The 10,820-nt window shown below is 63.7% G+C and carries 12 protein-coding genes and 1 tRNA gene; 4 read left to right on the top strand and 9 right to left on the bottom strand.

Annotated elements, in window-relative coordinates; all coding sequences use genetic code 11:
• The first annotated feature begins 63 nt into the window (after positions 1-63).
• Positions 64-408, top strand: a complete 345-nt coding sequence (locus tag B2585_RS12920; RefSeq protein ID WP_292023709.1) for a hypothetical protein — start codon at positions 64-66, stop codon at positions 406-408.
• 66 nt (positions 409-474) lie between these two features.
• Here the strand turns inward: B2585_RS12920 and zapE are convergent, their stop codons facing one another.
• A complete protein-coding gene (gene zapE, locus B2585_RS12915; RefSeq protein WP_292023706.1) occupies positions 475-1,557 on the bottom strand; it encodes a cell division protein ZapE in 1,083 nt (360 codons plus the stop codon).
• A gap of 115 nt (positions 1,558-1,672) precedes the next feature.
• Here zapE and B2585_RS12910 point away from each other — a divergent pair, with 115 nt between their 5' ends.
• The gene (locus tag B2585_RS12910) at positions 1,673-2,908 is read left to right on the top strand and encodes an MFS transporter (RefSeq protein ID WP_292023704.1); all 1,236 of its coding nucleotides are present in this window, start codon (positions 1,673-1,675) and stop codon (positions 2,906-2,908) included.
• Here the strand turns inward: B2585_RS12910 and B2585_RS12905 are convergent.
• On the bottom strand, positions 2,905-3,369 hold the full coding sequence (locus B2585_RS12905; RefSeq protein WP_292023702.1) for an Lrp/AsnC family transcriptional regulator: 465 nt from the start codon (positions 3,367-3,369) through the stop codon (positions 2,905-2,907). The two genes, B2585_RS12910 and B2585_RS12905, sit on opposite strands and share 4 nt — an antisense overlap.
• Positions 3,370-3,496: 127 nt before the next feature.
• Here B2585_RS12905 and ald point away from each other — a divergent pair, with 127 nt between their 5' ends.
• Complete coding sequence (gene ald, locus B2585_RS12900; RefSeq protein ID WP_292023700.1) at positions 3,497-4,615, top strand: alanine dehydrogenase; 1,119 nt, start codon at positions 3,497-3,499, stop codon at positions 4,613-4,615.
• Between the two features lie 63 nt (positions 4,616-4,678).
• On the opposite strand, the gene B2585_RS12895 is transcribed toward ald, so the two are convergent.
• The 5 genes from B2585_RS12895 to B2585_RS12875 form a co-directional block, all read right to left on the bottom strand.
• Positions 4,679-4,755: transfer RNA gene (locus tag B2585_RS12895), tRNA-Met, on the bottom strand.
• 62 nt (positions 4,756-4,817) lie between these two features.
• Positions 4,818-5,282, bottom strand: a complete 465-nt coding sequence (locus B2585_RS12890) for an SH3 domain-containing protein (protein WP_292023697.1) — start codon at positions 5,280-5,282, stop codon at positions 4,818-4,820.
• A 54-nt stretch (positions 5,283-5,336) separates the two neighbouring features.
• Positions 5,337-6,206, bottom strand: a complete 870-nt coding sequence (locus B2585_RS12885; RefSeq protein ID WP_292023696.1) for a mechanosensitive ion channel family protein — start codon at positions 6,204-6,206, stop codon at positions 5,337-5,339.
• A gap of 90 nt (positions 6,207-6,296) precedes the next feature.
• Complete coding sequence (mscL, locus tag B2585_RS12880; RefSeq protein ID WP_292023694.1) at positions 6,297-6,731, bottom strand: large conductance mechanosensitive channel protein MscL; 435 nt, start codon at positions 6,729-6,731, stop codon at positions 6,297-6,299.
• Between the two features lie 149 nt (positions 6,732-6,880).
• Positions 6,881-7,072 (bottom strand): PLD nuclease N-terminal domain-containing protein, encoded by a 192-nt coding sequence (locus B2585_RS12875; RefSeq protein ID WP_414674052.1) that lies wholly within the window; start codon positions 7,070-7,072, stop codon positions 6,881-6,883.
• Between the two features lie 331 nt (positions 7,073-7,403).
• Between B2585_RS12875 and B2585_RS12870 the strand changes: the two genes are divergently transcribed.
• On the top strand, positions 7,404-7,832 hold the full coding sequence (locus tag B2585_RS12870) for a hypothetical protein (RefSeq protein WP_292023690.1): 429 nt from the start codon (positions 7,404-7,406) through the stop codon (positions 7,830-7,832).
• A 67-nt stretch (positions 7,833-7,899) separates the two neighbouring features.
• Here B2585_RS12870 and B2585_RS12865 read toward each other — a convergent pair whose 3' ends face one another.
• Both B2585_RS12865 and pheT read right to left on the bottom strand, forming a co-directional pair.
• A complete protein-coding gene (locus B2585_RS12865) occupies positions 7,900-8,349 on the bottom strand; it encodes a YtoQ family protein (protein ID WP_292023688.1) in 450 nt (149 codons plus the stop codon).
• Positions 8,350-8,406: 57 nt separating this feature from the next.
• On the bottom strand, positions 8,407-10,812 hold the full coding sequence (pheT, locus tag B2585_RS12860; protein WP_292023687.1) for a phenylalanine--tRNA ligase subunit beta: 2,406 nt from the start codon (positions 10,810-10,812) through the stop codon (positions 8,407-8,409).
• Between the last annotated feature and the right edge of the window lie 8 nt (positions 10,813-10,820).

Here is a 10,820-nt window from a genome sequence, read left to right as displayed (position 1 = left end):
TCAGGATCGTTATCTTGACGCAAACCATTGCGCTGGCATGGTTTCGATAATCAGGAGGGCGCAATGGATCATTTGCCGGAAAACCTTCGCGAAGAACTCGCGGCCGCACAGAAGAAAAAAGCGCGCAAAGCGGCGCACATGCGTGTTGCGGTCGGCGAGGAGATGTATCCGGTGCTCGAGTTCCGTGATGGCGGCTTCGCTCTCGACATTCAGGACGCACCGAAGCTGCGCGGGCTTGTGGATCTCTACGCCGGGCCGAACCACCTGTATCAGTGCCTGATCGTCGCGTCCGAAGCGGATGGTGCTCTGATGCGGTATGACTTCAAGCGCTCCACGGCGGCCACCGACAAAGCGCCCCTCGACTTCGCGCGAGATCCGGACGCGCCGATTGCGCTGCTTCCGCGCTGAAGGTTCAGGCGGCGACGAGACGGCGGACGAGCGATAGGCATTTCGTCGCAAAGACCGTGTATCGGTCTACCGCCCCCAATCCTTGTCCTGCATTTCCCGCAGCCGGCTTGCCGTGCGTTCGAATTCAAAGCTGCCTTCGCCCTCGACATAGAGGTATTCCGGCTGTGCCGCCGCGCTCGCGACCAATCGCACATGCGCCTCGTAGAGTGCATCGATCAGGGTGACGAAGCGCTTGGCCTCGTTGAAATTCTGGCGCGACAATGAGGGGATGTCGTCAAGGACGAGCACCTTCAGCGCGTCCGCGATGGCAAGATAGTCCGCTGGCCCGAGCATCCGCCCGCACAACTCGTAGAACGCGGCACGCCCGACGCCGTTGCGATAGGCGGGAATCTCGACGGCCCGGTTCTTGACGTTGAGAATGAGCGGCTCCGCTGTTCCGCCGCCGGTCAGGTCCTTCCAGACCGCGTCCATCGCCTTGCGCGCCTCGGCGTCGGCGGGGGTGAAATAGACATTGCCGCCCGTCAGACGGTCCTGCCGATAGTCGCGGTGGCTGGTCAGTTCGTGGACGACCAGTCGTTCCTTGATGAGATCAATGAAGGGGAGGAACAATTGGCGGTTCAGCCCGTCTTTGTAGAGGTCGTCCGGAACGCGGTTCGACGTCGTGACGATGACCACGTTTTCGCGCAGAAGGACTTCGAACAGCCGACCGACGACCATCGCGTCGGCGATGTCGGTGATCTGCATTTCGTCGAGCGCCAGAACGCGAAGGTCCTTGGCGATGCGCGCGGCGACAGGCGCGATGGCGTCGGATTCGCCCGCCTTGCGCGCGGCGTGCAGGCCTTCCTGCACCTCCTGCATGAAAGCGTGGAAGTGGACCCGCCGCTTCTCGGCGATCGGGAGATGTTCGATGAACAGGTCCATCAGCATGGACTTTCCGCGCCCGACACCACCCCAGAGGTAAAGCCCGCCGGGCACATCCTCAGGCTTGTGAAACAGTCCGCCCAGGAGGCCGCGCCGTTTCGCGGGTGTGGCGACGAGATGGGCCCGGATATCGTCGAGGAGCGGCAGGGCCTCCTCCTGCGCCGGGTCCGGGGTCAGCGTGCCGTCCGCCACGCGGGCTGCGTAGATGTCCTTTAGCGTCTCAGTCATGGAGTTCCGTCTAGCCCGGCAGCCCGGATAGGGAAAGGTGATATGGCGTATCACGAATTCGCGTTTGACGCGGGCCGCGAAATGGGAAGATTGCAGGTGCAACGGAGGGTTCCCCATGTCGCAGCCGCGCCTGTTCACCCCGGTTCTGATCGCCGGGTGTCTCGTCCTGATGGTGAGTTTCGCGATCCGGGCGAGTTTCGGGGTCTTCCAGATTCCCATCGCATCGGAATTCGGCTGGCCACGGGCCGAGTTCAGTTTTGCCATTGCCATGCAGAACCTCGCCTGGGGCATCGGGCAACCGATTTTTGGCGCCATCGCCGAGAAGGTCGGTGACCGCAAAGCGATCATTCTGGGCGCGCTTCTTTACGCGGCCGGACTGGTCGGATCGTCTTTCGCGGTCACGCCGGGTGCGCATGACGCGCTTGAGTTCGTCATCGGTTTCGGCGTGGCGGGCACAGGGTTTGGCGTCATTCTTGCCGTGGTCGGGCGGGCGGCCTCGGACGCGCAACGCTCGCTGGCGTTGGCCGTGGCGACCGCCGTGGGGTCGTCAGGCCAGATCTTCGGGCCGCCCGTGGCCGAATGGCTTCTGGGCTTCATGCCGTGGCAGAATGTCTTTCTCATCTTCGCGGTCGCGATCCTCGCGGTGCTGGCGGTCCTCCCCCTGATGCGGGCGCCGGTGGCAAATCGGCAGGAGATCGTCGAGAGCCTTGGCACGGTTTTGACGCGCGCCATGCGCGACCCGTCCTTTGCCCTGATCTTCCTCGGTTTCTTTTCCTGTGGCTATCAGCTCGGCTTCATGACCGCGCATTTCCCAGCCTTCGTGACCGAGATGTGCGGGGCCATCGATCCCGGCGGATTGCTCGCAAGCGTCGGAGTCACGACGACCTCAGCGCTCGGGGCTCTGGCGATGGCGCTTGTCGGGGCGGCGAACGTGGCCGGGACGCTGTTTGCCGGCTGGCTCGGCGGGCGGGTTCAGAAGAAGTATGTCCTTGTCGGCATCTACACGCTCCGCACTGTCTTCGCGGCCGTCTTCATCATGCTTCCGATCACGCCGCTCAGCGTCGTCGTCTTTTCGATCACGATGGGGAGCCTGTGGCTTGCCACCGTGCCGCTCACGTCCGGCCTTGTCGCGCATCTCTACGGCCTGCGCTACATGGGCACGCTCTATGGCATCGTCTTTTTCTCGCACCAGCTTGGCAGTTTCCTGGGCGTCTGGCTGGGCGGGCGGTTTTATGACCTGACCGGCGACTACACGATGGTGTGGTGGGTGGGCGTCGGTGTGGGTGCGCTCTCGGCGCTCCTTCACCTGCCGATCCGTGAACGGCGCGCGCCGGTATTGATGCCAGCCTAGGTCGGAAGCGCGGTCGTCTTGAACACCGTGCGCAGTGCAAAACTCGATTGCATGCCTTGCACACCCGGCAGACGGGCGAGCTTCTGGCGGTGCAGGCGCGCGAAGTCGTCGGTGTCGCGGGCGACGACCTTTAGGATGTAGTCCGCCGTCCCGGCCATGAGGTGACATTCGAGGACTTCCGGCACGAGCGCCACTTCGCGTTCGAATGCCTCGAGCAGTTCGTCCGCCTGACCGGAAAGGGATATTTCGACGAAAACCATCGTCGGATAGCCGATCCGCCGCGCAGCCAGCAGGGCCACGTAGTCGCGGATGTACCCATCTTTTTCGAGCCGCTGGACCCGGCGGTGGCAGGCAGAGGCGGAGAGATGGACCCGTTCTGCAAGATCGGCATTCGATATCCGCCCCTTCCGTTGAAGGACGTGCAGAATGCGGCGGTCCATGTCGTCGATTTCCGGTTCCATCGAAGCTCCTGCGAACAGATTGGCCAATGAGGAGTGAATTATTCGAAGAACGTTCGTTTTGCACGGATATTTTTCAACCCCATTGCGGGCGGGTCGGCGTAGCGTCGTCACAAAGAAGGAGAACGTCATGCTGATAGGTTGCCCGAAAGAAATCAAACCGCAGGAATTCCGCGTCGGTCTGACGCCCGCTGCCGCCGGCGAAGCCATTGCCCACGGCCACGAGGTGATCGTCGAAACAGGCGCCGGTGAAGGCTCCGGCTTCAACGACGATGCCTACCGCGCCCTCGGCGCCGGTGTCGTGGATACGGCGGAAGAGGTGTTTGCCCGCGCAGACATGGTCGTGAAGGTAAAAGAGCCACAGGCGGTCGAGCGCAAGCAATTGCGTGAGGGCCAAGTACTCTTCACCTACCTCCACCTCGCACCCGACCCGGATCAGACCCGCGACCTGCTCGCCAGCGGCGCGACGGCCATTGCCTATGAGACGGTGACGGACCGGGACGGTCGCTTGCCGCTCCTCGCCCCGATGTCCGAGGTGGCGGGCAAGCTCGCCCCTCAGGTCGGGGCCTGGACTTTGCAGAAGGCCAATGGCGGGCGCGGCGTGCTCATGGGCGGTGTGCCGGGCGTGTCGCCGGCCAAGGTCGTGGTGATCGGCGGTGGTGTGGTGGGCACACAGGCGGCCCGCGTCGCCTCGGGCATGGGGGCCGATGTCACGGTGCTCGACATGTCGCTGACCCGGCTGCGCCAGCTCGACGATATGTTCCGGGGTGAGTTCAACACCGCCTATGCGTCCCAGGCGCGCACGGCGGAACTGGTGGCCGAGGCCGATATGGTGATCGGTGCCGTGCTGATCCCCGGTGCAGCGGCGCCCAAGCTCATCAGCCGGGCGCAGTTGTCGGAGATGAAGCCGGGAGCGGCGCTTGTCGACGTGGCGATCGACCAGGGCGGCTGCTTCGAGACATCCAAGGCCACGACGCACCAGGATCCGATCTACGAAGTGGACGGGATCATGCACTACTGTGTGGCGAATATGCCTGGCGCGGTCGCCCGCACCTCGACCATTGCGCTGGGCAACGCGACCTTGCCTTACATGATGCGGCTCGCCGATCAGGGCTGGCGCGCGGCGATGGAGGCCGACGAGGGGTTGCTTGGAGGGCTGAACGTCCACGCCGGACAGCTCACGAACTACGCCGTCGGGCGTGCGCTGGAGATCGACGTGGTGTCGCCGACGCTCGCCATTCGGGGCTGAAATGAACGTATGGGGTGCCCCGGTCGGGGCGCCCTGTCACAACCGGAATTCGGGAGGTCCGTGTGGTAGCGTGGGGCGGACTTGAACCGCCGACCCCAGCATTATGAGTGCTGTGCTCTAACCGGCTGAGCTACCACGCCATTCACACGAGGGGGCAGATAGCCGCCGGGGGTGGCCGTGTCAACGGCCAAATGGGGCGAAATCAGCGCCGCATGAATTTCTCCGATGCCCAGCCCACGGCCCCGCTTTCGTGCCGCACGCGGACCCATGATCCGCGCCGTTCCAGAAGGCGCACTTCTTCGCCGTTGTACATGCGACGGATGATGTTGAACTTGGTTCCCGGTCCCGTGCGCAGGTTCAGATAGCCATCCCCCGCCGAGTAGATATATCGGAAGGGCGAAGTGCCCGCGCTGGCAAGGTAACGGGCAAAGGCCCAGCCGACCGCGCCACTCTCATGCCGCACACGAACCCAGCCGCCGGCGCTTTCGAGCGTTTCGACCGAGGAGCCGTGCGGCATCTGGTAGAGTATGTTGAAACCGGACCCCGGCCCGGATCTCAGGTTCAGAAATCCGTCACCGGGGGAGTTGACCAGCATCCGCTCGGCGCGGGCCGACGTGCCCGCAAGAAGTGCAGCGGCGGATGCCGTGATGAATAACCTGCGGTCCATGATGACCTCCCCCTCACGATATGTAGAAGAGGATAGCATGGTTTCCGCATAGCGCTACGAGTCGGATTGCCGCGCGATGGTCACCGCGTCGCCCTCGTCGCTTTTGACGTAGAGCGTGCGATGGGGGAACGGGATGGACAGCCCGGCCGCGTCGAAGGCTTCCTTCAGCCCTTTCGTGAACTCCCACTTGAGGTCCCAGTAGTCCGCGGAGTCCGCCCACATACGCATGGTCAGGTCGACCGAACTGCCGCCAAGGTTCGTCACCCGCGCCCAAGGCTCAGGGTCGTCATGCACGCGCTGATCGGCATTTGCCATGTCGAGCATCACCTTCAGCGCCTTGTCGATGTCGTCGGCATAGTCGATGCCCATCACGATATCGACGCGGCGGGTTTCGTGGTGCGACCAGTTGGTGATGATCGCGCCCCAGGCTTTGCCGTTCGGCACGATGATCTGGACATTGTCGGGCGTGGCCATCTCGGTGAAGAAAAGGTTGATCTCAGTGACCGTCCCGGAGGTCCCGTCGATCGAGATATACTGGCCGTTCCGATAAGGGCGGAACAGAATGATCATGAACCCGGCGGCGATGTCGGACAGCGTGCCCTGTAGCGCAAGGCCGATGGCCAGCGTGGCGGCGCCAAGCATCGCGACCAGCGAGGTCGCCTCGATCCCGAATATGTTGAGGACAGTGATCGCGACGACTGCGAGCAAGACCCAGCGGACGATGGACGACAGGAACGACCCGATGGTCTTGTCGATTCGTTTCGACGCTTCGACCCGGCGGCGTACCATCCGGCTGACGGCGGCGGCGAGGATCCACCCGACGATGAGAATGACGAGGGCCTTGAAACCGTCGAGGACGTAAGGCAGCAGACCGCCGAAACGGTCCAGGAACGTCGCGATCTGCTGTTGAAGCTGTTCTTCCATCTTGATCTGTCCGTTCTTGAGTGTTGGTCAGGGGGGCGAAACGGAACGGGGCCCGCGTTGGCGGACCCCGGTGTCGCGTCGGCGCGTCCGTCAGGCGGACTTGAGGGCGTCGCGGATTTCCGTGAGGAGCTGCACTTCCACCGGAGTCGGCGGATCTTCCGGTGCGCTCTCTTCCTCAGGTTTCTCGGCGGCGGCCTTGATCTTGTTCACTTGGCGCACGAGCATGAACACGACAAATGCGATGATCACGAAATTGATGATCGCCATGATGAACGAGCCATAAGCGAAGACCGAAGCGCCCGCTTCGCGCGCGGCCTCGAGCGATGCGCCCTCGGCCACGTCGCCAGAGAGCACCGCGTAATTATTGGTGAAGTCGATGCCGCCGGTGAACAACCCGATGATCGGGTTGATGAGGTCGGCGACCAGTGAACTGACGATCGCAGTAAAGGCGGCGCCCACGATGATACCCACGGCCATGTCCATGACATTGCCGCGTGCTATGAAGTCCCTGAATTCCTGAAACATTTTCTATACTGATCTCCGATTGTCCGCAGGCTGAAACGCACCCGCCGACAATTACCTACCATGGCGGTCGGGAGAAGCGAAAGCCACGCAGGAAAAAGCCCCGGCGCAGCAATGCACCGGGGCCGGGGAGTTGATTTTCTTGTCGTGGATCAAACCGTCGCGCGGTTCGACTTCGGTCCGGCGATGAGCCAGATGATGAAGCCGAGGAGCGGCAGGACGATCACGAGCAGCGCCCAGAGTACCTTCGCGCCGGTGGACGCGCCGGACGAGAAGATCGACACGAGCGCCCAGATATCGAGGGCGAGAAGGATGATGCCGAAAAGGCCTGTAAGTTCAAACATGTTCATCTCCATATCAACTGGTCCCGAATTTGGATCAGGATTTGGTGATCGAACGCCGCGCGGCGTCGGGTTGTTCCGGCCGATGGCCTGATGGTCGGATCAAGCCACTGATATTTAGAAATTTTTCGGAAGTACCGGGGCCAATCTTCGGCCTTTGGCATGGAGGTCCGAGCAGATCTGATGCGGCTCTCGCGCGGGGAACCGGCAGGCTGCAGCCGTTCCTGCCGGGCCGGTGCGAAATCGGGAAGAAACATTCAGCGCAGGGACACGTTGGTGCGCCGAGGAGGAACGAACCTCCACCAACAGAACGCAGACATGAAAGGCAACGATCATGAAACGCACGACCTTTTTCGCCGCAGCACCGCTGGCCCTCGGCGTGGCCCTGACCGGCGGCATGGCGGCCGCTCAGACCATGAGCTTCGATGCCATGGACCAGAACGACGACCGCATGCTGGAAATGGCCGAACTGGAAGCGGCTTTCGGTGAGAACGCCACCGTCGCACTCCAGACCTACGACATTGACGGCGACGGAATGATCGCCATCGCGGAAGCACGCACGGTGCATTCCACGGCCGGCGCGACGAACAGCGCGGAAACCTTCGACGAAGACGAGTTCTTCGCCGAAAACCCCGCGACCGAAGAAGGCGCCGGTGACGTCGATGATGTCAACGACATGATGGCCGATGGCACGGCTTCGACCGACGGTGATACCTCGGTCGAGGGTGATGCAGATGTCGACGCCAGTGTCATGGCGAATTGATAAGGCATCCTTTGGGCCCGCAAGGGTCCATGCGGAGGGGCGCCCGGCTTCGGGCGCCCTTTTCGTGTCAGCCGGGTAGTGTTCCAGTCAGAACGTAACGCAATATGTCGACCACTTCGCCCGGCGTCCGGGTGACGGCGAGGGCGGCGGCGTCGACCTCTTTCAGCGCATGGTCGTGTTCGGGTGGCTGGAGGATGACGAGCGACTTACCGAGCGCAGCGGCCATGCCGGCATCGAACGCCGCGTTCCACTGCTTGTACTTGTCGCCGAAACGCACGACGACCACGTCGGCGTCTTCAATCCCCTTGCGGGTGCGGATCGCGTTCAGCTTGGCGCCCTTGTGGTCGTGCCAGAATTTGTCCGGCTCTTCCCCCATGATCGCCACCCCGCAATCGTCCGAGGCCGCATGATCCGTGACCGGGGCCGCGAAGGTCACATCCAGCCCCTCCGAGCCGTTCACGATCTGCTCGCGCCAGTCCGTGTGGATTTCGCCTGAGAGGTAGACGTTCAGGGTCATTTGGGGCCTCCGATCAGTTTGAGTGGCGTCCCGACACGGGCCGGGACACCAGTGGCTTCAGCCGCGCAGCGTGCCGCCCGTGGCTTTTGAAACCTTCTCGACGATCTTCGCCGCGACCGCTTCGATCTCTTTCTCGGTGAGCGTGGCGTCGGTCGGCTGCATCCGCACGGTGATCGCGATGGATTTCTGACCGGCTTCGCCGAGCTTGCCGCCGGTGAACTGGTCGAATACCCGCACATCCTCGATCAAGGCCTTGTCGGCGCCCGCTGCGGCGTTGACCAGCGTCAGCGCCTCGACATCAGCATCGACGACGAACGCGAAGTCGCGCTCCACCGGTTGCAGGTCCGAGATCGTCAGCGCGGGCCGGGTCGCGTTCGACTTGCGCGGCATCGGGATTTCTTCGGGATAGAGCGTGAAGGCGACGGCCGGCCCCTTTACGTCCATCTCTGCCAGCACCTTTGGGTGCAGCTCGCCAAAAACGCCCAGCACCTTTTTCGGGCCGAGGCAGATTTTGCCGTGCCGGCCCGGATGCCACCAACCCTCGGCCCCGCGCAGGACCTGCACCTTGGCGGGCGCACCCATCGCGGCAAGGATCGCCTCGGCGTCCGCCTTTGCATCGTATGTGTCGAAGCCGCGTGCGGCACCGTGCACATCCTTGGGCCCCGTCGCGCCGATGAGGACGCCGGAGATCGCCAGACGTTGCTCGTCCGGCTCGCCGCCGTGCCAGATCGCGCCGACTTCGAACAGGGCGAGGTCCATGAACCCGCGCGCCTGGTTGCGGGCGGCGGCCTGCAGCAGACCCGGCAGCAGGTCGGGGCGCATGTGGCTCATCTCTGACGAGATCGGGTTTTCGAGCATCGTCGCGGTGTCGCCGCCCGAGAACAGCGCGGCGGAGGCCGCGTCGATGAAGCTGTAGGTGACGCACTCGTTATACCCCAGTGCCGCCGCCGTGCGCCGCGCCGTGTTCTCGCGCACCTGCATCGGGGTCAGGACGGGTTTCGGCACGCCCGTGGTGGCGCGCGACATGGGCTTGCCCACCAGCTTGGTCAGCGACGCGATGCGCGCCACTTCCTCGACCAGATCGGCCTCGCCAAGCACGTCGGGCCGCCACGACGGAACGTGGGCCATGTCGCCCTCCATCGTGAACCCAAGCGCCTCAAGCGAGGCGCGCTGCGTCTCGGCGGGGATGTCCATACCGACCAGCGACGAACAGCGCGCGGTGTCGAGCTTGTAGGCGCGCGACGTATCCGGCACCTCACCGGCGGTCACGACCTCGGATGCCTCGCCACCGCAGAGATCGAGGATCATCTGGGTTGCCAGTTCGATGGCCAGGGGGTTGAAGGCCGGGTCGATGCCGCGTTCGTTTCGATAACGGGCGTCGGAGTTGATCTTGAGCGCGCGGCCGGTGCGGGCGATCTGGATCGGCTCCCACACGGCGGCTTCGAGAAAGACGTTCACGGTTTCCTCGGTGCAGCCGGTTTCCTCGCCGCCCATGATGCCCGCAACGCTCTCGACGCCTTCTGCGTCAGAGATCACGACCATCCCCGGTTCGAACGTGTAGGTCTTTTCATCAAGCGCCAGAAGCTGCTCGCCACCCGTGGTCTTGTGGATGCGCAGATCGCCTTTGACCTTGTCGGCATCGAAGACGTGCAGAGGGCGGTTCTGATCGTAGGTGAAGAAGTTGGTGATATCGACCAGCGCCGAGATCGGGCGCAGGCCGATGGCCTTGAGCCGCTGTTGCAGCCACGCGGGGGAAGGTCCGTTCGTCACGCCCTTGATGAGCCGGCCCTGAAAGATATAGCAGCCATCGTCGCCCGCCGTGTCGCCGTCGATGGTCACGTTGATCGGGCTCTTGAAGGTGCCCGGCACGTTCGCCTCGGGCGCGGGTTTCAGCGTGCCCAGACCACGGGCGGCCAGGTCGCGCGCCACGCCGCGCACGCCGAGCGCGTCGGGACGGTTCGGGGTGATCGCGATGTCGAACACCGGGTCGACCTTGGCCGGGTCGTTGGCCGCGAGCCAGTCGATGAACTTTTCGCCCACCTCGCCCGAAGGCAGCTCGATGATGCCGGTGTGCTCGTCCGACAGCTCCAGCTCGCGCTCGGAGGCCATCATGCCGTGGCTTTCGACGCCCCGGATCTTGCCGACGGACAGGGTGACGTCGATGCCGGGGACGTAGTCGCCGGGCTTGGCGAGCACCACCGTGATCCCCTCGCGCGCATTGGGCGCGCCGCAGACGATCTGCTTGTCGCCTTCGTTCGTCTCGACGGTGCAGACGCGCAGGCGGTCGGCATCGGGGTGCTGCTCCGCATGCTTGACCTTGGCCAGCGTGAAGGTCGACAGGCGGTCGGCGGGGTTCACGACCTCTTCGATCTCAAGCCCGAGGTCGGTCAGGGTCTCGGCGATCTCGTCCACCGAGGCCGTGGTGTCGAGGTGATCTTTCAGCCAGGAAAGTGTGAATTTCATCGGTCTTG

Source organism: Maritimibacter sp. UBA3975 (assembly GCF_002384975.1).
Classification (GTDB): Bacteria; Pseudomonadota; Alphaproteobacteria; order Rhodobacterales; family Rhodobacteraceae; genus Maritimibacter.
This window is presented reverse-complemented; position numbering and strand designations above follow the sequence as displayed.

Coding starts and splice junctions, on each gene's coding strand:
- B2585_RS12870 (WP_292023690.1), top strand. CDS start 7,404: ATGAAACGCACGACCTTTTTCGCCGCAGCACCGCTGGCCCTCGGCGTG.
- B2585_RS12910 (WP_292023704.1), top strand. CDS start 1,673: ATGTCGCAGCCGCGCCTGTTCACCCCGGTTCTGATCGCCGGGTGTCTC.
- pheT (WP_292023687.1), bottom strand. CDS start 10,812: ATGAAATTCACACTTTCCTGGCTGAAAGATCACCTCGACACCACGGCC.
- B2585_RS12885 (WP_292023696.1), bottom strand. CDS start 6,206: ATGGAAGAACAGCTTCAACAGCAGATCGCGACGTTCCTGGACCGTTTC.
- zapE (WP_292023706.1), bottom strand. CDS start 1,557: ATGACTGAGACGCTAAAGGACATCTACGCAGCCCGCGTGGCGGACGGC.
- B2585_RS12865 (WP_292023688.1), bottom strand. CDS start 8,349: ATGACCCTGAACGTCTACCTCTCAGGCGAAATCCACACGGACTGGCGC.
- B2585_RS12875 (WP_414674052.1), bottom strand. CDS start 7,072: ATGTTTGAACTTACAGGCCTTTTCGGCATCATCCTTCTCGCCCTCGAT.
- mscL (WP_292023694.1), bottom strand. CDS start 6,731: ATGTTTCAGGAATTCAGGGACTTCATAGCACGCGGCAATGTCATGGAC.
- ald (WP_292023700.1), top strand. CDS start 3,497: ATGCTGATAGGTTGCCCGAAAGAAATCAAACCGCAGGAATTCCGCGTC.
- B2585_RS12890 (WP_292023697.1), bottom strand. CDS start 5,282: ATGGACCGCAGGTTATTCATCACGGCATCCGCCGCTGCACTTCTTGCG.
- B2585_RS12905 (WP_292023702.1), bottom strand. CDS start 3,369: ATGGAACCGGAAATCGACGACATGGACCGCCGCATTCTGCACGTCCTT.
- B2585_RS12920 (WP_292023709.1), top strand. CDS start 64: ATGGATCATTTGCCGGAAAACCTTCGCGAAGAACTCGCGGCCGCACAG.